General features: G+C 46.0%; 20 protein-coding genes. 11 read left to right on the plus strand and 9 right to left on the minus strand.

Going from position 1 to position 23,959, the window contains the following annotated elements; all coding sequences use genetic code 11:
• Window positions 1-6 precede the first annotated feature (6 nt).
• Complete coding sequence (locus V1358_RS14075; RefSeq protein ID WP_347393930.1) at window positions 7-2,031, minus strand: TonB-dependent receptor; 2,025 nt, start codon at window positions 2,029-2,031, stop codon at window positions 7-9.
• A gap of 163 nt (window positions 2,032-2,194) precedes the next feature.
• Here V1358_RS14075 and V1358_RS14080 point away from each other — a divergent pair, with 163 nt between their 5' ends.
• The 4 genes from V1358_RS14080 (at window position 2,195) to V1358_RS14095 (ending at window position 4,717) form a co-directional block, all read left to right on the plus strand.
• Window positions 2,195-2,599 carry a DUF1761 domain-containing protein gene (locus tag V1358_RS14080; RefSeq protein WP_347390039.1) on the plus strand — a complete coding sequence of 135 codons (405 nt, stop codon included), beginning with the start codon at window positions 2,195-2,197 and terminating at the stop codon, window positions 2,597-2,599.
• Window positions 2,600-2,647: 48 nt separating this feature from the next.
• Window positions 2,648-2,899, plus strand: a complete 252-nt coding sequence (locus tag V1358_RS14085) for a hypothetical protein (protein WP_347390038.1) — start codon at window positions 2,648-2,650, stop codon at window positions 2,897-2,899.
• Window positions 2,900-2,963: 64 nt separating this feature from the next.
• Window positions 2,964-3,233 carry a CBU_0592 family membrane protein gene (locus V1358_RS14090; RefSeq protein ID WP_347390107.1) on the plus strand — a complete coding sequence of 90 codons (270 nt, stop codon included), beginning with the start codon at window positions 2,964-2,966 and terminating at the stop codon, window positions 3,231-3,233.
• A 107-nt stretch (window positions 3,234-3,340) separates the two neighbouring features.
• Window positions 3,341-4,717, plus strand: a complete 1,377-nt coding sequence (locus V1358_RS14095; RefSeq protein ID WP_347393931.1) for an aldehyde dehydrogenase family protein — start codon at window positions 3,341-3,343, stop codon at window positions 4,715-4,717.
• A 43-nt stretch (window positions 4,718-4,760) separates the two neighbouring features.
• Here V1358_RS14095 and V1358_RS14100 read toward each other — a convergent pair whose 3' ends face one another.
• The 3 genes from V1358_RS14100 to V1358_RS14110 form a co-directional block, all read right to left on the minus strand.
• Entirely contained in the window at window positions 4,761-5,381 is a 621-nt protein-coding gene (locus tag V1358_RS14100) for a hypothetical protein (protein WP_347390036.1), read from the minus strand.
• A gap of 174 nt (window positions 5,382-5,555) precedes the next feature.
• The gene (locus V1358_RS14105; RefSeq protein WP_347393932.1) at window positions 5,556-6,275 is read right to left on the minus strand and encodes a PP2C family protein-serine/threonine phosphatase; all 720 of its coding nucleotides are present in this window, start codon (window positions 6,273-6,275) and stop codon (window positions 5,556-5,558) included.
• 199 nt (window positions 6,276-6,474) lie between these two features.
• Window positions 6,475-7,200, minus strand: coding sequence for a tetratricopeptide repeat protein (locus V1358_RS14110; protein WP_347393933.1), 726 nt, complete (start codon window positions 7,198-7,200; stop codon window positions 6,475-6,477).
• Window positions 7,201-7,449: 249 nt separating this feature from the next.
• On the opposite strand from V1358_RS14110, the gene ppc reads away from it, so the two are divergent.
• Both ppc and cdd read left to right on the plus strand, forming a co-directional pair.
• On the plus strand, window positions 7,450-10,074 hold the full coding sequence (ppc, locus tag V1358_RS14115) for a phosphoenolpyruvate carboxylase (RefSeq protein ID WP_347393934.1): 2,625 nt from the start codon (window positions 7,450-7,452) through the stop codon (window positions 10,072-10,074).
• Window positions 10,075-10,230: 156 nt separating this feature from the next.
• Window positions 10,231-11,073: a cytidine deaminase gene (gene cdd / locus V1358_RS14120; protein ID WP_347393935.1), complete on the plus strand. Its 843-nt coding sequence runs from the start codon at window positions 10,231-10,233 to the stop codon at window positions 11,071-11,073.
• On the opposite strand, the gene udp is transcribed toward cdd, so the two are convergent.
• Entirely contained in the window at window positions 11,070-11,825 is a 756-nt protein-coding gene (gene udp / locus V1358_RS14125) for a uridine phosphorylase (RefSeq protein ID WP_347390031.1), read from the minus strand. The genes cdd and udp overlap by 4 nt on opposite strands.
• A 242-nt stretch (window positions 11,826-12,067) precedes the next feature.
• On the opposite strand from udp, the gene V1358_RS14130 reads away from it, so the two are divergent.
• The 4 genes from V1358_RS14130 (at window position 12,068) to V1358_RS14145 (ending at window position 17,913) form a co-directional block, all read left to right on the plus strand.
• On the plus strand, window positions 12,068-12,847 hold the full coding sequence (locus tag V1358_RS14130; protein ID WP_347390030.1) for a DUF2189 domain-containing protein: 780 nt from the start codon (window positions 12,068-12,070) through the stop codon (window positions 12,845-12,847).
• Between the two features lie 291 nt (window positions 12,848-13,138).
• Entirely contained in the window at window positions 13,139-14,248 is a 1,110-nt protein-coding gene (locus V1358_RS14135) for an arginase family protein (RefSeq protein WP_347390029.1), read from the plus strand.
• Window positions 14,249-14,372: 124 nt separating this feature from the next.
• Window positions 14,373-16,037, plus strand: coding sequence for a cyanophycinase (locus V1358_RS14140; protein ID WP_347393936.1), 1,665 nt, complete (start codon window positions 14,373-14,375; stop codon window positions 16,035-16,037).
• Window positions 16,038-16,290: 253 nt separating this feature from the next.
• On the plus strand, window positions 16,291-17,913 hold the full coding sequence (locus tag V1358_RS14145; RefSeq protein WP_347390027.1) for a diacylglycerol kinase family protein: 1,623 nt from the start codon (window positions 16,291-16,293) through the stop codon (window positions 17,911-17,913).
• On the opposite strand, the gene V1358_RS14150 is transcribed toward V1358_RS14145, so the two are convergent.
• The 3 genes from V1358_RS14150 to hmgA are packed head-to-tail and all read right to left on the minus strand — an operon-like array spanning window position 17,914 to window position 20,159.
• A complete protein-coding gene (locus V1358_RS14150; protein ID WP_347390026.1) occupies window positions 17,914-18,207 on the minus strand; it encodes a DUF1496 domain-containing protein in 294 nt (97 codons plus the stop codon).
• A 24-nt stretch (window positions 18,208-18,231) separates the two neighbouring features.
• Complete coding sequence (gene maiA, locus V1358_RS14155; RefSeq protein WP_347390025.1) at window positions 18,232-18,858, minus strand: maleylacetoacetate isomerase; 627 nt, start codon at window positions 18,856-18,858, stop codon at window positions 18,232-18,234.
• The gene (gene hmgA / locus V1358_RS14160; RefSeq protein ID WP_347393937.1) at window positions 18,858-20,159 is read right to left on the minus strand and encodes a homogentisate 1,2-dioxygenase; all 1,302 of its coding nucleotides are present in this window, start codon (window positions 20,157-20,159) and stop codon (window positions 18,858-18,860) included. The genes maiA and hmgA overlap by 1 nt, the downstream gene beginning before the upstream one ends.
• Window positions 20,160-20,260: 101 nt before the next feature.
• On the opposite strand from hmgA, the gene V1358_RS14165 reads away from it, so the two are divergent.
• Window positions 20,261-20,710 carry a MarR family winged helix-turn-helix transcriptional regulator gene (locus tag V1358_RS14165; RefSeq protein WP_347393938.1) on the plus strand — a complete coding sequence of 150 codons (450 nt, stop codon included), beginning with the start codon at window positions 20,261-20,263 and terminating at the stop codon, window positions 20,708-20,710.
• A 52-nt stretch (window positions 20,711-20,762) separates the two neighbouring features.
• Here the strand turns inward: V1358_RS14165 and V1358_RS14170 are convergent, their stop codons facing one another.
• Window positions 20,763-23,882 carry a TonB-dependent receptor gene (locus tag V1358_RS14170; RefSeq protein WP_347393939.1) on the minus strand — a complete coding sequence of 1,040 codons (3,120 nt, stop codon included), beginning with the start codon at window positions 23,880-23,882 and terminating at the stop codon, window positions 20,763-20,765.
• Between the last annotated feature and the right edge of the window lie 77 nt (window positions 23,883-23,959).

The raw sequence follows: 23,959 nt of genomic DNA on the forward strand, positions 1-23,959 counted from the left end.
ACCAGCCTACAGTAGCAATGAAATACCCAGATTAACTGTGCGGCCCCGCGCAACCAGTTTTTCACCTACCTGAGTTTGAACTTGAGCGATACGATTACGGCCACTGAGGTGTTCGCTGTATGCCTTATCAAATACATTTTCAATACCTGCGCGGATGCTTACGGAGGGGGTCACATCCACAGAGGTTGTAAAATCGAGAACGCCGTAACCTGGTGATTGTAATTCTTGGTTGTATCGCGATACCTTGTGTTGCTTTGTATAGCCTCGCCAGTTCACTTGTGCACGTAGAGTGTCATTAGTGTAATTAAGGCCCAGTTGAATATTCGCTGGTGTAATTCGATAAAGGTCATCCTGAACGCCGTCAACACGTTTTGCCCTAACGTAGCTCGCGTTAGCATTAATGTACCAGCTTGGGTTGATAGTGTAGTGAGAGGTAACATCAAACCCATAAAGCACAGCGTCTATGTTGTTAAACTGCAGCGCATTGTGACCCCCCATCATATTGGCCACTTTATTAACGACTGCATCTTGAATAGGGGTACCCTGCACATAATCGTCAACATGTTGATAAAACACTTGTGGACTCAAGGTGAGTTGTCCAGTTTGAAAATAAATACCGGTATTAAATTGATACGCGGTCTCCGCTTTTAAGTTGATGTTACCGACATAAGTACGTCCATCGGCTAAACCACCGGTCGATTGCATCGGGAGCCATAAATAACGAGCTTGATACTGCGGTGCGCGCTGTTTTACTGCAAATGCATATGAAAGTGAAGTTAGTTCATTGACACTGTAGCGATTATTGAATGTGACATCGTAAGTTCCGGTAAACACATTTTTGTCTGCGTTATTGAATCGTTGTTCTAGCAAAGCCGCTGCAGGCATCATCATCGCCATCGAAGAACTCACATTGTTGGCATTGGAGATGTTTGCTTTGAATCGTACGCCGATAATGCTCTCTAAGTGTTTTTTGGACAGATGATATTGAGCAAAAACACTGTGCCGATGGTCTTGTACCTCATTAAAATTAGTGACAAAGAACATCGGATTACTAGGATTTGTAATATCTGCGTTATGGGTACTCAGTGACGCATCGTACCCTATTTCCCAGTTATTACTTTCTAAGTGGGCATATAAACCTGTGCTTTTCGACGATGCTCGAGTATAGCGCTCTTTTGATGCGGAGCTCACAAATCGCTGTTGGAAATTGTCCATGCCATGGTCACCATCTTGATAAGCAAGACCCCATGACAAGGTCCCATTATTCAATATGTGGTCACCTTCGAGTTCATATTTGGTTGTATTGATGTAATCAATATCCATAGGCAGAGCAGCGGTCCCTGTAGAACTTGTGTCCGTTTTATGAACGTTGACATGAACGTTCCCTTGACGAGCAGAGAATGTTGTTAATAACCCAAATTGACGGCGTTTATAGTAACTGTTAGGAATAACGCCTGTCGCACTGTGTTGTTCGTCACTGTACTGTTGTTCTGCATAGGCCATTGCTCCAAAACTCTCAGCACCAAACCCTGTAACTAGGCTGCCTTTGTAGGCATCATTCTCATCTAAATTGACGTTGCTTTGTGCCCACAGTGCTTCTTGTGTGTGTGCTTTTCTCATTGTCACTTCGATGGCTCCACCGAGCGTGTCGATACCCGCACTAACAGGCGCTATCCCCCTGTATATTTGCATGTGCTTTACCATTACACTCGGTGCATAACTTAAAGGGGTATCCATGGCATTTGGGCCAGCTCCAGCCAGTTGTAATCCATTATTATTGATATTGACGCGCTCTGCGAACATCCCTCGGTACTGGGCAATACCCGTAATAGGGCCGTTGGTATTGATGTTTGCGCCAGCGACCCCTTTGAGCCAAGCGCTGGTATCTTGACTAAATACCACTGGTTCAACAGCTAATTTTTGCTCGTTGGGTTGGTGATAAGAACCTGTGACAGTTATCACTTCCATCGCATAACTTGAAGCGTTGAGCGTGAGTGCAAGTGAGGATGCCAGTACGGATGTTGAGTTCATTGTTTTTTCTTGTAGCCGTGATGTTTGAGACTATTTTCCTGTGCTTGCGTGACCTGAGCTAGGGGAATCTGTCAATGTGCGACATTTTGTCGCAGACATACGTTTTTGCTGCTCTTTCGATCTCAGACTACGCTTAAAATGTATTGGTGGTGAGAGTATCGCTATGAACTTTTCCGAATTAAATTTTCTCGCTGTGTTGTGTGCGACCCTCGCGACTTTTGTTCTCGGTGGCATCTGGTATTCCCCTTTAATGTTTAAATCGGCTTGGCTAGATGGTTGTGGGCTGACAGATATGGATTTGGCTGAGGCATCGATGCCGAAGGTGTTTGCGCTAGCCTTGGTGCTATCGTTTATCGCCTCGTTTGTATTTGCCGTGTTTTTAGGACCGAAACCTGACTTAGGGTTTGCGGTAGGGGCAGGTTTTGCTGCTGGCATTGCCTGGGTGGCGACCTCATTTGGTATTAGCTACTTGTTTGAACAGCGCCCATTAAAACTGTTTCTCGTTAACGGCGGCTACCACACAGTCCAATTTACCTTGATTGGCTTAATACTGGGGTTGTGGCATTAGACAGGTGATTTCATGATAAACTGTGCATTCAACTGAATAGGGGAGTGCATGGCAAAACCAAATAAAAAAGGCCCAGTGCGCACGGTAGATATCTTTTGCGCTAAATGTCGAACTCAACTCTACACCTACCGCAAGGGCGGTAAAGGAGCACTGGTAAAGTGCTTCAAAGAACGGATCACTGAGGACTATACAAAGCAAGATGCGACGTGCCCCCAGTGCCAGCAAGTGTTTGCACGAGACACGCTTATTCGTGGTACACCCGCTTTTAAAATGATCGGTCAGAAAGTGTATATGAAGTAGGGCAAATGTCCTTAGGTTGAATCCCTGCCCTTGATAGGCTTGCGCTGTATAAATAGTGGAGTAGATCATGGATCTTATATTCGATGTAATTGGAATGAGCGGCACCTTTTTGGTAGTTGGCGCTTTCTTCTTACTGCAGTTAGGAAAACTTCCTGCATCAGGTATTGGCTATAACCTAATGAACCTAACAGGTGCAATCTTGTTGTTAATCAGCCTCTGCTACAACTTCAACCTTGCCAGCTTTGTTATTGAAATCTTCTGGATACTCGCATCGTTAATCGGTATTTATAAATACTACAAAGCACGCCGTGAATTAAAAATCGCCCAAGCCTAGCCACATCTCGTGACCAGTATTGGCTTTCGCTCAATACTGGTAAATCACTGTTTAGCAATGTATCTTTTTAATCTTGCTGTATTAAAACAACGTGATTAACTGCCGATATGATTGCTAACACCCGTGAACTAGAACGACTGCACCAACAATTCAAAACGTTTCATCGTGAGCAGGGGCCATTGTCGCTTGCACGACGTAAAGACATGCTCAGTGCATTGCGAAAAGCACTTGTAACACATCAGCAAACTTTGGTTGAAGCGGTGAGCAAGGATTTTGGTTATCGCGATGAATTTGATACCGTATTCAGTGACATTTTGCCAACGGTGGATGCCATCGCGTATTGTGGCAAACACCTCAAACGTTGGACAAAGCCACAACGCAGACACGCCGGATTTGCGCACTTTCCTTCAAAGTTGTATGTCAATTACGAAGCAAAAGGCGTTGTCGGTGTAATCTCCCCTTGGAACTATCCGATTAACCTCGCATTATCGCCAGCGGCTTTCGCTATTGCTGCGGGTAACAGAGTCGTGATTAAGTTAAGCGAATACACGCCCAACTTAAACGCGGCGCTTAAGGCCCTGTTGCCGGCCAACTCAGATGATGTTATCGCATTTGTTGAAGGTGAAAGTGATATTGCTGAGGCGTTCAGTGCCTTACCTTGGGATCATTTGCTGTTCACTGGCGGCACTGAAATTGGCCGTCATGTAATGCGTAGCGCGGCACAGCACCTGACGCCTCTGACACTCGAACTAGGTGGTAAGTCGCCAACGGTGGTGTTGCCCTCGGCGCACTTACCAAGTGCAGTATCGCAATTGTGCTTTGGCAAACTGACCAATGGCGGGCAAATCTGTGTTGCACCTGATCATGTTTACGTGCCTAATCATATGCTTGATGATTTCATTGCGTACGTAAAGCAAACTGTTGCTGCTGTTACGTATCCTAGCACTCATGTGATTTCTACGAGAGCACAACAACGCATCAATTCTTTATTGGCACAAGCATGCGAAAACGGCGCTGAGGCGATGCCATTGTTAGATGCACAAGGCAATACACGTCTTACGCTGTTGCTGAATGTCGACACTCGCATGGACATCGCCAACACCGAAATCTTTGGTCCGATATTACCTGTTTACGGTTACGATGATATCGAACAAGTTATAGAGACACTTAAAGGCCAAGCCAAACCATTGGCGTTGTACTTGTTTGCTCAGGATTCAAGGCAATGGCGACAAGTAAGTGAACAAGTTCAAAGTGGTACGCTGGCCATCAATGATACCTTGATGCAGGTGAGTGCCACAGATCTGCCGTTTGGTGGCGTGGGTGAATCAGGGTTTGGTCAATACCACGGCAAAGAGGGATTTATAACCTTCTCTCATGCCCGTTCCGTTGTGCAAAGCCCAGCTCGTTGGCCAAAAGCACGGTTGCTGTTGCAGCGCTCGAAGCTATTGCTCGGGATATCAAAATGGCTGTATTTAAGAAAGTAATAAATAAGGGCAATGAAGTGGGCGGGAGGCCCACCGTGAAGTGCTAGCGTGGTAAGTTTTTACTGAGCTTTTTGTGTTTGTTCATCACACCTGTGTAGTAGCCGTGCATAGCCTCATGCAGCTGTTTTTCATTGCGTTTAATGTGCTCTGCTTGTTCAATCACTTGCATGCTTAATTTTATTTTTTCATCACGAATGTTGTTGAGTTCTTCGCCTTGGCGATCAAATCGAGCTTGAAGTTCATCGACATGAAGATTAGAGGACTTCAATAGGTCATGTAATTCTTTGTTACGCTCTTGAAGGTCTCGACAATGGTGCTTGAGCACATGCTTACTGGTATTCGCTTCTTCTAGTTGTTGTTCTAGATGCGCCATTTCAATTTGTACTTCACGTTTGGCTTGTTCTTGCACCTGTTGCATCTGCTGGGCCATTTTATCCATGTGTGCTAAAGCTTTTTTATTCAGTGCTTCAGCTTGATTTATTTGTTGGATGAGTGGCTCTTGAGCTTGCTGTAATTGTTTAACCTGTCGCTCTTTTTCTTGCAGTAACTGCTTGTAAAGGTACAACTGCTCATGCAGTGATGGCTCACCACTTGATGTACTAATATGAGAGACATTTGGCTGCATTGATGAATCAAAGTGAGTAGGGATATCTGGGTGCGCCATGGTCTTTCCTTGTTTGGTCATATGAGTAGCTGGTTAAATTTTAGCAACCATGTGGACACAAACTTGTTGATCTAAATCACACAATCAAAAGCTGAAGATGCCAAGAGGGTCGGTTGTTTGATCTAGCGCAAGTGAAAGCACAGGGCGCATAGCGCCCGAAGTGATGAAAGAGTGTTAACGTGTAAACTTTGCCAGTACACAGCTCACATTGTCGCGCGCACCGCGAACAAGCACTGAATGCACCAGTTTTTCGACGCTGGCATCGATATTGGCATCGATTAGCGCACCTTCGATTTCAAAATCAGATAACGCGTCATGCAAGCCATCGCTGCACAGTAAAAATGTGTCGTTCGATTTCAACCTGCCTTGAACAACTTCAATCGCTACATGGCTACTTACGCCAATAGCCCTGGCCACTTCATGTTTCAATGGGTGACTTGCTGCTTGAATACTGGTGATGGAGCCGCCATCGAGAAGTTGATTGGCGCGACTATGATCGCGAGTTTGCTGCACTAAGGCACCTTCACGGAATAAATAGCCTCGGCTATCACCCGCCCAAATAAAGTGATAATCATCCTCGCCAATGACTAATGCGACGGCAGTGGAGCCAATGCGTTTGCCACTCAGTTCCTCAACCCCATAGTGATATAAGTCCTCATTGGCGGCTTGCAGTGCTTGTACAACAAGCTCCACAGTACTGTGATTCCCTGTATCTTGCTCAAGGCGCTTGGCAACATGGGTAACAACCGTTTGGCTGGCGTAGTGGCCATCGCTGAGACCTCCCATGCCATCTGCCACGACCCATACTTGGTGATTGGGCAATTCCAGCACAGCATCTTCATTGTCTTTGCGAACAAGGCCACGATGACTCTTGGCAATACTTTCTACAACCATGGCGTACCTCCTTGTTCGCTAAAAAAAGAACAAGAACGAGATAAGCGAGTTGCACCGAACAGTAAGCCCTGCAAACGGCGTGATGTGTGGGGTTTAAATACATCCATTTATAACTTTACATCCTGTAAAAGAGTGCGGCGGATAAGGGCATTGAGAGGGTGCTCCGCAACGTGACTACTTACGGAGCACACGCAGCAATCTAGAGTCGACGACCTTCGCCGGTGTATCGCCCAGCCAAGATCTTCTCATAAATTGAGTCAGCCGTTTTCTTGGCGCGCTCGATTGCATCGGGTTGTAACTTGCGTTCATCGAGCTTACGACTCGTGCTGGCATCGTCATTGCCATTGTATTCAGCGATGGTGTTCCAAATGTAAGACTTTTCGATACTTTTCGGTACGCCAAGGCCCTCATAGTACATCAGGGCTAAATTGAACTGCGCCAAGGTGTAATTTTGTGCGGCTGCTTTTTGGTACCAATCCACTGCCGTGGGGTAGTCTTTTAAGACACCTTCACCATTGGTGTACATAACGCCTAAGTTATACTGGGCAGCGGCTAGCCCTTTGTTGGCAGCACCTTCGAATAATTCAACAGCGCGCTGTAGGTCCAATTTGACGCCTCTGCCTTCTTGGTACATTACCGCAAGTGAAAACATCGCGTCAGCGTACTTCTTATCCACGGCTTGTTGGTATAACTCTGCAGCTTTGTGTTGATTTTTAGCAACACCCAAGCCGTTTTCATACATTTGTCCAAGTTCATAGAGGCCTGGTGCAAATCCCTTGTCTGCGAGGTATTGGAACTCCGTAAGTGCGGTTTCAAAATCACCGATATTTGCTGCCGCTATGCCTTCTTCTAGTCCTGCGTGCGCGGGTGTCGTCAATGCAAATGTGGTGCAAAGGCCGACAATATATAGGGTTTTTCGCAACATGTGTGTGTCTCCAGAGTCACTGCTATCTTCCTGATTCTAGCTTGTTTATTGGTGATTATCCAAAGTCTTGTTATAAAAAGATATGTGTTTATAAATGCGTTAAATATGTGAGACTTGAAATAGTAAGGTAGGCCCTAACTGTTCGGTTATTCCACACTTGAAGATTTGTCACCCTGTGCTTTGCCCCCTTTAATTCACTCCCTGATTCATGCTACAACTGATGCATCATTGTGCACAGGAGGAATGGGAATGAGTGACCAATATGCCGCGCTACGTAGTAATGTAAGTTTGTTAGGGCAAGTTTTAGGGCAAACCATCGAGCAAGCGCTCGGGGAGCAAGCTCTGGACAAAGTTGAGCAAATTCGCCAACTGGCTAAAAGCTCGCGAAGCGGTGATGAGCAAGCCAGAGAGCAACTACTTGCTGAGCTTCAAAACTTAAGCGATGACGAACTGTTATTAGTCGTAAGAGCATTCAACCAATTCCTCAATCTCGCTAACGTTGCTGAGCAATACCATACCGTATCGCGAAATGCAGATGACGGCTTTTGCCAATTAGACCCGTTAAAACAGACACTGCAGCGTTTGAAGCATAATAATATTAGCGATGAACAAATAAAGGGCGCTGTAGCTAAACTTGATATCAATATGGTGCTTACTGCCCACCCTACAGAAGTGACGCGCCGAACTCTAATAAACAAACATGTGCAGTTAACGGATTGCCTCAATCAACTCGAACTGAGTGATTTGTTGCCCACAGAGCGCAACGCCATTATGTCACGCATTCGCCAGCTTATTGCTCAAGCTTGGCACACAGAAGAAATTCGCCAAAGCCGACCTACACCGCTTGATGAAGCAAAATGGGGCTTCGCGGTGATTGAAAATAGTCTGTGGCAAGCCGTTCCTGAGTATGTTCGTGAGCTTGATTCTCTATTGTTGGATGAACTTGGCGTTGGTTTGAGTGACACGGCCAAGCCCGTTCGCTTTACCTCGTGGATGGGGGGCGACCGAGACGGTAACCCATTTGTTACTGCGACCGTAACGCAAAGTGTGATTGAGCATGGGCGCTGGATGGCGTTGGACTTGTATATTCGCGATATCAATCAATTGATCAGCGAATTGTCGATGCATCAAGCCAGTGAGGCATTGTTGGCAGCTTCTGACGACGCCCATGAACCTTATCGTAAGCTGCTCAAGACGTTGCGCACTGATTTGCAGTTGACCCATAAATTCTTGGAATCGAAAATTACCGGCCAGCCAGTGCGAGGCGAGGATAGAATAACTGAAATCGCGCAAATCACAGACGTGTTGCAACTGTGCTATGAATCATTGTGTGCGAATAGGATGAAAACTATTGCAGATGGTCTGCTCAAAGACACCTTGATCCGCTGTCATTGTTTTGGTCTGCAATTGAGCCAACTTGATATTAGACAAGACAGCGACAAGCACGCACAAGTGCTCAGCGACATTACCCAGTACCTTGGGTTAGGCGATTATTTATCATGGGATGAACAGCGTAAACTCGAGTTCTTAGAAACAGAGCTAGCCAACAAGAGACCTCTGTTGCCACCCCATTGGCAAGCCAGTGAGCAAACGCAAGAAGTGCTCGATACGTTTAAAGTGATTGCTAACAATCGCGCGGACAAATTTGGTATTTATATTATTTCGATGGCGCGCCAAGCATCGGATGTGCTCGCCGTTAAGTTACTGCTCAAAGAAGCAGGGTGCGAATTTAATATGCCGGTGGCACCATTATTTGAGACCTTGGACGATTTAAATCGTGCGTCACAGGTGATGACGACCTTGTACGAGAACCCAGTCTACCGTGACATCATGGGAACGCATCAATACGTGATGATAGGTTACTCAGACTCCGCAAAAGACGCCGGTATGATGGCCGCTGGATGGGCGCAGTACAGCGCAATGGAATCCTTAGTTCAACTTAGTGAGCAATATGGCACTGAGCTGGTGTTGTTCCACGGTCGAGGTGGAACAGTGGGGCGCGGTGGCGCGCCTGCTGCTCAGGCACTGCGCTCTCAACCACCTGGTAGCTTGAAAAATGGCTTACGCGTGACTGAGCAAGGGGAAATGATCCGCTTTAAATTTGGTCTTCCCGCGGTGGCGAAGCAAAGCTTGCATCTGTACGTGGGCGCTGTGTTAGAAGGTAATTTGCTACCGCCTCCAGAGCCTGAACCTCAGTGGCGCGAAGCGATGGAACTCATCAGTGATGTGTCGTGTAATCATTACCGTGGTGTGGTGCGTGAAAATCCAGATTTTGTTCCTTATTTTAGAAGCGCCACGCCCGAGCAAGAGCTGGGTAAATTACCGCTTGGCTCTCGCCCTGCAAAGCGTAATCCGCATGGCGGAGTGGAAAGCTTGCGTGCAATCCCATGGATTTTTGCTTGGTCTCAAAACCGTTTAATGCTGCCAGCGTGGCTAGGAGCCTATCAAGGCCTCGGCGCTGCGATTGAGCAATTTGGTGAAAACCTGTTACAGCACATGTCTCAACAATGGCCGTTTTTCCGCACTCGGTTGGAAATGCTAGAAATGGTGTTCTGTAAAGCGGACAGTTGGTTGAGCGAATATTACGACCAACATCTGGTGGAAGAAGCACTGCAACCATTAGGGAAAGAGCTACGAGAGCAGTTAAGCAATGCCACAGCTCTTGTAAAAGAGCTGAGCCCTGAGCACACTTTGCTTGGCCATCAGCCATGGATCCGCCAATCAATTGGCTTGCGTAATCCATACACAGATCCGCTTAACGTATTGCAAGTAGAGCTTCTTAAACGTGCTCGCGCTGGTGGTTCAGCAGCATTGGACAACGCCTTAATGATCACTATGACGGGGATTGCCGCAGGAATGCGCAACACTGGCTAAAGCACTGGCGAATAGCCCTCATACTTTTTCAAGTTGAGGGCTATTCTTTGTTTAAACCTATCGCGCTAAATTAAAGGCTGCATGTGCCTACAGTTGCTCCAACCCAAGCGCTGCGGTACTATCGAGCTAAATAAATATAACTATCAAGGCTGCTGTGTGAGCCAATCTACTTTGCTCGAAGCTATCGAGCGTCAACGTGGAATCATCACTTCTGCACAATTTACCCAACTAGCTAATGAATTAAATACAGACGCTGCCACAACAGCTTCGTGGTTGTTGGATCAGTTCAAGCGTTGGGCTGTGGCGCCCATTTCTGATTTTCATGTTGCAGCATTGGTGCATGCTAACAACCATCATGGTGAAGATTTTTATGCGCTAGGCGTCAATGTTGAGATTGCGCATTTCGGTTTAGAAAGCGCGGTGCACGCTGAGCAAACAGCGCTTCACAATGCATGGTTAAATGGCGCCGTTGAGCTCAAACACATATACATTAATGCGGCGCCTTGCGGATATTGCCGTCAGTTTATGAATGAGTTTGTCAGTGGTGCAACTTTACCTGTAAGTATTGCCAGCACGCACACCACGCTCAGTGAGTTGTTACCTCATGCGTTCGGTCCGATTGACTTAGGTGTAACCGAGTCAATTTTTGCCAATGTTATGATGGCTGATGTCGTAGCTGCTGGTGGCGAAAGCAAAGCAAGTTTGCGCCTACATCAGCAAGCTAGCTATGCCCCTTACAGTGGGGGTCAAGCGGCGGTTGAAATTACATATTCTGGTGTGTCGTTTTTCGGGCGATACATAGAGAACGCGGCCTTCAATCCGAGTTTCAACCCATTTCTGGCGGCGTTGAGTCAGATTGCATTATGCGGGCAAGGCATTGATTTTGATAAAATTGAGGCTGTCGCCCTGTTGGAAAGTGACAGCCTCAAGTCTCATAAAGACGTGATACGCACTATGGTGCAGCGTTTAGCACCAAATGCTTCCTTCGAATGCGCTTAAGACAATAGTGCTTGGGCGGCGGCGATTACTTGGGTAATCGAGCGTTGCTCAATTGCTTGAATATCAACCGCTGGGATTTCTTGATCGCAGCGGTTTACTAATACTCCTGCGATACACGCGGCCTTCAAACCTAGCGCACTGCACATGGTAAGTAGCGTTGCTGATTCCATTTCATAGTTCATGACATTGAGTGCTTGCCATTGCTTCATACTTCCTTGAAGGTGTTGAGGCACATAGCCGCTGTGGGTGTCATAGCGCTCTTGTCCCGGATAAAAAGTATCGCTTGATGCGGTAATACCAATGTGATGCGGCACATTATTCGCCTCACATGCAGCGACCAAGGCGGCTGTCGCTTTGAAATCTGCAACAGCGGGGTAACTCGCAGGTGCGAAATGGTGAGAGGCGCCATCTAAGCGCACCGATGCTTGCGTAATCAATAAGTCACCAACCTGAATATGAGGTTGAATGGCGCCTGTTGTTCCAACGCGTAAAAAGGTCTCAACACCTAATTGGGCAAGCTCTTCAACAGCGATAGAAGTTGATGGACCACCGATACCGGTAGAGCAGACGACAACAGAAATACCCTTTATTTCGCCTAAATAAACGTGAAACTCTCGGTGTTTGGCAAGGCAAGTGTGATTGTCTAACAACTCGGCGATAACGCCCGCACGCTCAGGTGCACCAGGGATGATGGCCAGTGTTGCGCCGTTAATTTGTTCCTTACTGATCCCTAGATGAAACATTGTTTTCATGATAGCTCTCTTATGCCATATCAGTGATACTGACTTATAGTCAGCGTGAGCATATTGTTCAATAAAAAGTCCTTAACAACAGCATCACTGAAATGTATTTGTGGATGATAAATCTGGGGTACATGCTGCGGCTGTTTGCAAAGTGTTAATAAGGACAAATGTCCGATATTAATGATCCAAATCCTTGCTTGTACAGTAAATCTCAACTAGATGTTAAGTAACTGTATCATAGGAGGTAAGTTATGGCTGTAACAACAAACGCTACGAGTCATACCGAGTTTGCGCGTTGCTTTGAATGTAATAAAATCAATACTTTTGCTCCTTTTCACTGGCTTGCATTGGCCTTTGGAGACATGGCGAGGGCCCCTATATTAAGCTTAATTTACGGTCTCGTATTCACGCTGATACCAGCAACTATTTTGTTCTTTGTTTACTCCAGTCAAACTCACCTCGTTATTTTGCCCGCTGCAGTTGCATTTGCACTAGTTGGACCTGCGTTCGCTGCTGGCTTGTATGACGTGGCGTGGGAATTAGAAAAAGGGCATAAGCCTACGTTAACGCACAGTCTAAAATCCATGTTTCGAAACCCTGCTGGAGAATGGGGATTTGCGGTCTTGCTGATGGTGGTGATGATCGTGTGGATGCGCTTAGCGGCTTTGGTTCATGCGCTATACCCCAACACAGTAAACCCTAGCTTCGAAGAGCTCAGTGCCTTTTTAACATTAGGTACGCTTATTGGAGGTGTACTGTTAGTCACTGTGTTCGCGATGTCGGCATTCACTCCTCAAATCATGATGGAGCGCAGAGTCGATATTATGACTGCCGTAGTCAGCTCCATGCATGCTGTGCGTAACAATATCGGCGCTATGATTGTGTGGTGTGGGTGCATTGTAGCCTTGGTGCTAATTGGCTTTGCAACAGGCACCGCGGGATTCATCATCATTATGCCGCTGTTGAGTTATGCCAGTTGGCATGGCTATATCGCGACCATAAAAACTAAACGCCCACGAACTTACGAGTAGGGCTGATAATTGGATTATGGCTGGCTTATGCAGGTATTGTGCATAGCCAGTCATCTACACTCCAAGCCCGCTTCTGACAGGGTTTGACTTCTGTGCTCAGCTTGTATATTGATCCAGTATAAGCACTTACCTGTATTTGTTTTTAATACATAAAAATCAATAAAATCAGTTGGTTACAATTTTAATGACGCTGTCGGAATGGGCATGGCGAAGGCCTTGTTTAGTACGAGCGTGAAACCAGCATAAAATTTTCGGTAAGTATCAGAATTGCATAAATATTGAGGAGATAGCATGTCAGCGAAGTGGCAGGACTTTCGTAGTAAAGTAGAGCAATGCTTGTGTCCACCTGGTAATGGTGTGTTTACAGTAAACACAGCAAAAGAGCGTAAGGCTGCATTACATCAAAAACTCTACGGGCAAACTGAGGATATCGACACCCTGTGGCGAGACTCATTAGAGGGCCTGCAAACAACTGAACACAAAGCTGTAATGCTGGGTATTAGCTCAGACTGCGGTGGCGGTATCCTACGTGGTGCAAACTGGGGCCCATTATTTGTGCGTACGACCTTGATTGAACAACAGCCGCAAGCACGCGCTTTTGATTTAGGTGATGTGCGCGTGATCCCACATTTGCTGCACGACAAGTACCTCAATGAAGGCACGATTAGCAACTGCCAAAAAGCCCTGTATGCTGATGAAAACAGCGAATACCATGTTAGCCCGCTTTCTATTACCGAAGATGTGTGTGCTGACTTTTATGCCAACTTCCCAGAAAAAGGCATATTCGGCATTGGTGGTGATCACTCAATCAGTTATCCATTAACAAAAGCTTACTTGCAAGCAAAGCGCGCGCAGGGCAAGAAAGTCGCAATTATCCACTTTGATGCACACACTGACTTACTTGTTGAGCGCTTAGGTATCGATTTGTGTTTTGGCTCTTGGTGTACGCATATTTTAGAGTACTTACCGAATCCTTCACACCTGATTCAATTCGGTATTCGCTCAAGCGGTAAACCTAAAGCACATTGGGAAGGCACTTTTGGTGTGAAGCAACACTGGGCGCATGAAATTAACGAGCGTGGCACAGCGGCTGTGATTGAAGAAGTACTTGCACAGCTGAGAGCAGATGGCGTTGATGAACTATATGTAAGCTTTGATATTGATGCTTTGGATGCAGAATTTGCGTCGGCCACTGGTACCCCAGAAGAAGGTGGTTTGAATCCTCAGCAGGCTTTAGAAATCCTCAGTGCATTAGCGGATGAATTCCCAATTACAGGCGCTGATATGATGGAAATTGCCCCGTTTACGGATAGCTCGCTTGTTGGTCAATCGAGCTCTGAAACAACCTTGCGAGAGGGGGCAAAAATTTCAGCCTTCTTATTGCAGGCAATGAATAAGTAAGTTTCAATAAAAAAGAGCGCATTAGCGCTCTTTTTTATTGCGCCACAAGCATTTTGACATAGTTACGCAAAGCGGTTAGCGTGGCGGTGTAACCACTTTGCTTCGCTAACTTATGGTAAACAATGTGATTAATATAAATAAAAAGAACTTTCTCTCGCTCTCCTTAACCTTACCACTTATATCTGCTTGTTTTAGCGGAGCAACCCTTGCTCAAACGCAAATATTGATAGGCGGGGCATTGGACGTATGTACATCGACTGCACCCAGTAACTGTGTTGATGGTTTTGTGCCACAAGGTAAGGCTGGTGCATTGTATCAAATCGATGCAGCAGGACTTACCCGCATTAATGACACTTTCCCTTCACAGTATGCGGTTTTCAAAAATCAGGTCGTTAAGTCATTAACAGCATTGACTGGCGATACACAATATGCGGAATTTGCGTTATTACAAAAATGGTATGGCGCATACGAACAGGCTCAGTTGTTGTCACCTGAGTTGCTCGATTTCGTTTTAGATTCTTTAGAAGTCGCGCAAACAAATACATCAACCGAAAAGTCAGAAGAACAGGTTTATCTTCGACAAAGTAGGTCCTCAGCAAGCGCTGAGTTAGTGTCTTTTATTACCAATGCCCTAAAGGTTGCTGCGCAACAGCGCAAAGAGCCTGCACACATTCTGGTTATCACCGCGTCCAATCGTGACCCTTACGCCAATGCTGATTACTACGAACAACTTCTAGCGTCTCAAGGCGTCTCTAGTGAATGGTTGGCACTCACTCCGGCACTGGCTCAAGCGATAAATACGCGCCAGTGTGAAGCATTAGAAGCAATACGTATTAATCACGGCGTATATGACAGGCAACGTGTTTATCCACAGCGTACGAAAGAAGAAGCTGCACTATGTAAAGCAGGCATTAGTGCACTCATTAGCAAGATTAAAAGCGCAACGGCTGTGATGTTCAGCGGTGGCGACCAACGCAGAGCCAAACGGGCCTTGTTTGATGCCAATGGGGTTGCATACCCATGGACTGAAGCCTTAAGACAACGCGACGTGATAGTAGGCACCAGTGCTGGCAGTGCGCTGCAAAGCGGTGCCAAGAATAACGCTGGTAATGTACCAATGATCACCGCTGGTGAGTCTATCACTGCTCTTTGGCAGACATCAGCGCAGACAGAGTCTAATTCAGCTCAAAAGCTAGGATATGAGGCTATTAGCTATGATGCCAAAGGCGGATTAGGCAGTGTTGACTATGGTGTAATTGATACCCACTTTAGTGAACGAAATCGCACTTTGCGGTTACATCAGGTTGTGCAAGAAAGTGGCCAGATAGCGGGGTACGGTATTGATGAAACAACCGCGCTCATTGCCATTATTTCAGAGCAATCTAGGGTTGCGACTGTTCTGGGTCAGTCGGGTGTAGTGAAAATTGTGCCAATAGAACAAAATGCGTTCCTGTACAGCTACTACCCTGCAGGTGTTAGGTTAACGTTTGTTGATAATCAGTGGCAGTTAGGGTTAGAGACTCAAGCTAATGATGTAAAGGTACCTGAGGGGCAAAGCCTGCCTGATAAGCGCTTTGCAGATATCTTGTATGACAGTAAGTTACGCAGCTTAACCCAAGCAATGTGCTTAACCGCTATGTCGGGCGCTAAGGCTGAGCAATATGCCCAAGGGAAGTATTATGATTTTTCCATCACCCGTTTGCCATCGACGCGATTTATAAACACTGATACCACCAACAATGCCTGTGCTATTGAAGGGCTTAAAGTGCAGTACGAACAAAGGCAATAATACTCGGGTGTGGTGGTGTGTATGAGCGAGCGGGAATGGCTTGAAAGCTATAGTTGCTATTAACCCTTACGAAGATAGAAATGGTTGATACAAAAATTTAACAAAAGTGTAGGAGTGTCAGTCACTTTGCTGTACATTTTTGCTAAGTGAAGATGATATGTTTGCATCACGGCTAAGCTAAATACATGATATTGCTTGCGTATAGTCATTGTCGTGATACTTTTAAATTATAAACACATACAGGGAGTGGTAGATGTACGCCGCTATTGCATACTTGGTGTTAGCCATAATTCTGTGCGCATCAGCTTCAGTAATTAAGCATTTTTACTTTGCTGTCTTTTTTTATTGGACTGCTTTGTCATTGTTCCTAGTATCGCTCGCGTATTTGGCTAATGCGGGGCGTATATTCAGAAAACGACAAAATGGCACTATTCCTTGGTATATTCGCTGGGCATTTATTCCTTTTCTACTCGGGGCTCAGCTTTACAATGCGTGGCAGCGCAGAACTGATAAAGTCCCACCGATTCAAGAAGTCGAGCCAGGTTTGTTTCTGGCATGTCGTTTGTTTCCACCCGATGTCGATACCCTCAAACATGAAAATGTGACCGCGATTCTTGATGCAACCTGTGAGTTTGATGGTCTTGATTGGACAGTTTTCGGTGAGAATATTAGTTACCTCAACATCCCGGTATTGGATCATGCTGCACCTAACCGAGCACAGTTAAGACAAGCCATTAATTGGATTCACCATCATCGCAAGCGTAACCGTAATGTTGTTGTGCACTGTGCGTTAGGGCGCGGTCGCTCGGTCCTCGTGATGGCTGCGTATTTGCTAGCTAAAGAGCCTGATGCCAACGTTGATGAAGTGTTGGCACGTATTCAAGAGACGAGAGAAACGGCGAGTCTTAACCGTTTTCAGCTCAAAGCGTTGAAAAAAATGCACAAACACGGCGAGCTAGTTGTCCGTAACCGCGTGTGTTTAATCGCAAACCCAGTATCCGGGCGTAAACTTTGGGCTGACAAAAAGCATGACATCATGTCGCGGCTTAATGGTTACTTCGATATGTCAGTGAAAGTGACGTCAGAGGAAGTCAGTGGCACTGAGCTTGCGAAACAGGCGATGCAAGAGAATCCTGATATGATCATCGCTTGTGGCGGTGACGGCACAATCACCGAGGTGGCGAGTGTCATTTGTAACACCAATGTTGTGCTTGGCATTATCCCACTCGGTACAGCTAATGCGTTAGCGCATGTGCTTATGGGCATCGAGACCAAAGCATTTGGTGTTGATAAAGCGTTGGATGTACTTATCAGTGGTGATGCCAAAGCGATGGACACCGCGACGTGCAATGGTGAGATTACCCTGCTGTTAGTCGGCATTGGTTTTGAGCATAAGATGATTGAGTCAGCGCACCGCGATGCCAAGAACAGTAGCGGACAATTTGCGTATTTGCAGGGTTTTTGGCAAGCCATCAGTGAACATAAGGCGAAAGACTATGTACTGACACTGGATGAGATGGAACCTCAGAAACTGCACACTAACAGCATGATCATTGCTAATGCGGCCCCTGTATTCACCTTGCTTGCTCAAGGACGAGGTCAGCCTGAACATGATGATGGCTTGTTAGATGTTAATTGGCTGGAACCAGCTAAAGATTCGAGTGTAAAGGCGCTGAGTATCGCAGAGTTGGCCTTTAACAGTGTTGCTCAGACCCAGTTGGACGTAAATGTGCATCACACTAACGCGATGAATGTAACAGTTCAAAGTGATGAACCAATCGACTATGTGGTTGATGGGGAGACCCGTCAAGCGGATGAGTTAAAGATTAAAATCCAACCAAGCTCACTGAAGGTGATGGTGCCGAGTGTGCGTTAATTAACGCACACTCACTTTGTTTTTCTTCAAGGGATAAATCGCATTCCCTTGATCATCCACGGATAACCAAATAAGTGGACCATTGGGCTGTGAAGGGAACTTCAAAGCACATACTTTAGCCGTATCACCCATTGCGACAATAGCCCCCTCACTAAAACGCTGCTCTTTGTACCAACATACCTGCGTTGATGACAACGCATCACCGGAGCCAACAATAATGTTCGGGCGCTTTGGCTCAGAAGCATACAGTTGGGCACTCGATAACAAAGCCAATACAAGCAGCGTTTTCTTCATCCCATAACCCCTTAAAATTCTACCCTACTGGGCATCTATCTGCTGCTCAGGCGCAGCATCTGTGAATGCTTTAAGGGTATTACAATGGTTGTAGATTGCCATTATTTTCGGGTAGTTATCCATTGGAGTATTGAAGCGCAATGCATTATAGACCTGAGGCACTAAGCAAATATCTGCAAGTGTTGGCTCCTCGCCACAGCAAAATGCGGTGTCACCTAGCATTTTTTCTACTTTATCAAAGCCGGTCATAATCCAGTCTTGATACCACTTAGTTTTTTGCTCATCCGTGACGGCTAACTCGTTGGTTAAGTATTTAAGAACTCGTAAGTTATTCAGAGGATGAATATCCACAGCGATGGCGTAGGCAAGGTTGCGAACTTGCGCTTTTTGCCATGGATCACTTGGCAAGATAGGTGTAGTGTCAGTTGTTTCTTCTAACCACTCTAGAATCGCTAGCGATTGCCCGAGCATACCTTGCTCAGTTTCCAATGCTGGCAGTAAACCTTGGATATTTTTCTCAAGATACTGTTCGCCTTGTTGTTCTGATTTTAACAGGTTCACAGGTACGATATCGTGAGTAAGGCCTTTTAAATTCAAAGCGATACGAACACGATAGGCCGCCGATGAGCGGAAGTAGCTATATAACTTCATTACTTCTCTCCATTAAAGTGTTTTTTGATGCCTTTCCAGCAATCGAGGTAATTGCTTTGGCGCTCTTCGCCTTCCAGCGCATATTTGGTCGGTGTAATGATGTAGCGTGACTCAAACATAAAGGCGAGTGTATTTTCATAGCGTACAGGCTCTAGCTCTGCATTACTCGCTTTTTCGAATACTTCAGCTTCAGGACCGTGTGGTGACATACAATTGTGCAAGCTTGAACCACCTGGCACAAAGCCGGCTTCCTTGGCATCATAAACACCTTTTATTAAGCCCATGAATTCACTCATGAAGTTGCGGTGATAATACGGAGGTCTGAAGGTGTTTTCTGCAACCATCCAGCGCTCTGGGAAGATAACAAAATCTACGTTTGCTACTCCAGGTGTACCTGATGGAGACGTTAACACGGTAAAGATCGATGGATCTGGGTGATCATAGCTCACGGTGTTCATCACGTTAAAACGCGCTAAATCATATTTATAAGGTGCGCTGTTGCCGGTCCACGCGACAACATCCAAAGGCGAGTGCTTTATGTCGGCACGGTATAGTTGACCACTGAACTTAGCAACAAGCTCGAAATCACCTTCGATGTCTTCAAACGCAGCAACCGGGTATTGGAAGTCACGGTCATTCGTATAACCATTAGCACCTACAGGGCCGCGCTCTGGCAATTCGTAAGGGTTACCATAGTTTTCACAGATATAGCCTCGTACTGGGCCTTCAGGTAACTCTACGCAGAACTTCATACCGCGCGGGATAACCGCAATTTCACCGGCTTCAATCTCGAGTACGCCACATTCTGTTTTCAACACAAGACGGCCTTGTTGCGGTACAAATAACATTTCGCCGTCCGCGTTGTAAAAGTAGCGACCTGTCATTGATTTGTTGGCCACATAAACGTGAATGCCGATACCCGCTTGACCATTGACACTGCCATTTGCAGCCATGGTAACTAGACCATCAATAAAATCGGTTTCTTGTTCTGGAATAGCAACGGGATCCCAACGCAGCATAGTCGGCGGAGTAGGGACTTCAGTGATTGGTGCGCTGCGCAGCAGGCCGTTATTCATTACTTCGTAGTCGCCTTGAATAACAGACGGACGAATTCGATACAGCCATGTACGGCGATTGTGAGCGCGAGGTGCTGTAAACGCTGTGCTAGAGAATTGTTCAGCGTATAGACCGTAATTAACTTTTTGTGGGCTGAATTGCCCAATAGGTAATGCATTTTCCAGTGCTTCGGTCTCAAATTCGTTGCCAAAGCCAGTCATATATTCAAGTTGCGTGTTGCTCATTGCGATACTCCTGTTGTATTGTTTTAGAAGATACTCTCATGTGAGAGTAAATTCAAATGCTGAATTTATATCGGTGTAAGCAATTATTTACGTGAGCAAATATGACTACTTTTAATCTCAATACCTTTATTCCTTACCTAATAACGCTTACTGGTGCGGCCGTGAGTGATGCATTCTCTTCAGTGTATCAAGACAAGCTCACCAACCCACAGTGGCGCGTTGTTTGCCATTTAATGCAGGCACAATCGCCGTTAACACCGAAACAACTGTGCGACAAAGCAATGCTGGATAAATCAACGGCATCAAGAGCGGTGGGAGACTTACAGCGCATGCGTTGGGTCGAAGTGCGTCCATGCCTGCAAGATAGACGTGCTCGGCAGGTGAGTTTGACCGCATTAGGTCAGCAAGAATTTGCAGCCATGCTCCCCAGTGCACTAGCTTGGCAAACTCAACTATTGGCAGAATTTGATGAGCAAGAAAAAGCGGTGTTATTGACGTTGCTTGCTAAGTTGGAACAGCAGGCACTAGCAATAAAAAAAGCCCATCAGTAGGGATGGGCTTTGGGAGTTTTTTACGTTAAACGCAAAATCAGGTTAAACGTGATTAGAAGGTGTAACGAACACCTACACGCATTTCCCAAAGAGATGAATCTCGTTGTACAGAAGTATCTTGGTTACCATCGTTGAAACCGCTGTAAACATAACGACCTTGGTCATCAATGCTCATATCAACCATACGGTTACCTACGAAAGAACCTTTCTTATACGTACCCCAATCATCATTAAGTAGATTCGTTAGGTTATCGATTACGAAGAACGCTTCACCTTTGTGGCCTTCCATGAACCCTGGAAGTTGCTGTGAAATCTTCAGGTCAAATTTCACGAACCAATCAGCGCTTTCACTGTTGCGTGAGCGGATTGAACCGCGCTCTAGGTTTTCGTCTTCGATAAACTGGTTGAATGCAGCAAGCTCGTCAGCTGGCATGTCGTATACTACGTTTGCATCGTTCTTAAGTGGTACGTATAGCAACTGGCGGCTACCGTTCCAGTTCGAGTCACCAAATTCACCATCCGCACGGTTGAACGTGTAGCTGTAAGGTAGACCTTCACTAGCTTGACCGAATAGGTTGAAGCGCGTTGCGTAACCGTCAAAGAACTCGTGCGCATAACCTAGGCTGAACGTAAAGCGGTGAGGTACTTCATAGTCAGAAGTGCCTTTACCTGGGTTCGTTGGGTTGATGGTTGCAAGGTTACCGTAGTTTGAACCCGCAACAGAGCTAGTCATCGGGTTCACGTCTTCGCTGTCTGTGTATGAGTATGCAACAGTGAAGTCGATACCGTTATCGAAGCGTTTGCTAAGTGCCGCTGATAATACAGTAGACACACCATCGTTACCTTGCACATTGGTTAGCATGTATTCGCTATTACGGCCTTCGATGCTCTCTAAGATTGGACGACCATCAAATGTTGTTTCACCACTTTCACGTAGCGCGATATCACGAATAATTGCTGAGTCTTGCTTTTGTGTATGAAGCACATCTAGGTTTAATACGTAGTCGTTTTCAAACGTGTATGTTGCACCTAGTGAGTACTTCCACTCTGAAGGGATTTCAAAGTCTGGATCAACCACATTGACTGATGCATCGCCTTCACCAGCAGGGGTGTTTTGGATTTCATCAAACATGCTTTGTGGTACTTCGAAACCTGGTGTGCCACCGTTCGTGTAGGCAATATCGAACAAGTTTACGTCATCCTCACGAAGACCAATTTGCGTTACACCGTCGTTTTGGTAGGCATTCGATACCCAAACGTTCGGGTTACCACCAGAGTAAAGACCGAAACCAGCGCGAACTTCTAGGGCATCATCTACAAACCAGTTAAAGCCAACACGCGGTTGAATAAGGTCTACACCGTCAAGGTTTTGTTGGTTTGAGAAACCATAACGATTTGCAAACTGTGCATTGTAGTTCGGTAAGTCATCACTCTTATAACCGTCATAACGTAGACCGAAAAGTAACGTCGCATCGATGTCAGAGAATGCATACTCGTCTTGGATGTAGAACGTGTGCACTTCGTATGAGAAATTAGCCGCTAAGTCGTTAGGGTTATTTGTACCTGCAGCATTGTTGTAATAAACGCGATCAGCTAAGCCTGCTTCGTAATCATCGATTGAATCGAAACGGAATTCACCATCTGTGTGCTGAACGAAAAGGTTGAACACGCTTAGGTCTTCGTACTCATAGCCCGCAGAGATAGTGTGCTGGTCTAGGTAATACGTACCCGCAAGCTTAACAGTGAAATTATCCCAATCAAGGTCGTTTGAGTGACGTGAGTCATCAGGACCGATGTAAACTGTGTTACCACCTACATCGATTTGGAATTCACCAAAGCCACTTGCTGCGTCTAATGAATTCTGACGGGCATCAAGCTCTGATTTACCAATACGAACTTCAGTTGAGAAGCTGTCACTCCAATCTGAGTATAATGCACCCACAATTGATGTGAACTCAGCGCCACGCTCATAGAAGTGGCTAGAGAATGCAAGCTCATCGTTATCCGCATCAGATTGAGAAAGCGCAAAACCATCGTTGTAGTTATAAACGATGTTTGCGCGGTGATCTTCGTTGATGTTCCAGTCTAGTTTAACAAGTAGCTTCTCGTCTTCCACCGGCATAGAACCAGGTGTGCCACCTAGGTCGTAGTTGTATACGTTTTGCGTGATTTGACGAATACGGTCAATGTCAGCTTGTGAAATAGAGCCGTTATCAATAGGACCATAGTTAAACTGCTGTACGCCTTCTAACTTGTCGTATGAAGTGAAAAGGAAAAGCTTGTCCTTGATAAGTGGTAGGCCAACGTTGAAACCGTAGCGCTCTTCGGTGTAGTCGCCGTTATCGATTTTACCATCGATATCGCCGATGCTGTCACCCTTCATTGAATCATTGGTGTAGTCATAGAACACGCCACCATGCACTTCGTTGGTACCAGACTTGGATACCGCGTTGATGTTACACGCAGTGAAGCCACCGTACTGAACATCAAACGGTGCCATTTCTACAGCAACCTGCTCAATTGCATCAAAACCGAAAGGCTGACGAACTGTTGGGTAGCCGTTTGAATTCAAACCGAAGTTATCGTTCATACGCACGCCATCTAGCGTCAAGCTGTTAAAACGAGGGTTTGCACCACCACAGTGGATAGCATCGCGGCTGTCATCGATGTATACACGTGGGTCGATACGTACGATGTCTTTAAGGTCACGGTTGATAGCAGGTGCGTTTTCTAAATCTTCTTGTGTGAAGGTAGATGCAGGACCTGTACCGCCAGAAAATGAACTAATAGGACGGCCAGTTACAACGATTTGTTCGATGTCGCTTTTTGCCTGAAGTTGCACAGTTACAGGGTATTCTTTACCTAGTGAAAGTGATACGCCTTCAACTACTTGATCTTCAAATTTGTCAGAGTCGATCAAAACGTTGTATGGACCACCTACGCGAAGGCCTTTAGCACTAAAATAACCTGCGTCGTTTACAACGGCCGTTTTAGTTGAGCCAGTTGGTAAGTGAATAATCGTTACCACAGTACCTGCAGCAGGGTTGCCGCTAGGACCAGTGATTTGACCTTTGATTGACGATGACGTCTCGTTTGCGAAAGCACCAGCGGATACACCCATAGTCGCAGCGATTGCGACAGAGATGGCCGTTTTCCTAAGTTGCATTTTCATGTTGTCGTTTCCCGTGTTTAGTTTATTTGTTAAACAGTATTTAAGCTCGGCCTTAATGCACCGATAATTATTGTTGT

Source organism: Pseudoalteromonas pernae, from assembly GCF_039831865.1.
Classification (GTDB): Bacteria; Pseudomonadota; Gammaproteobacteria; order Enterobacterales; family Alteromonadaceae; genus Pseudoalteromonas; species Pseudoalteromonas pernae.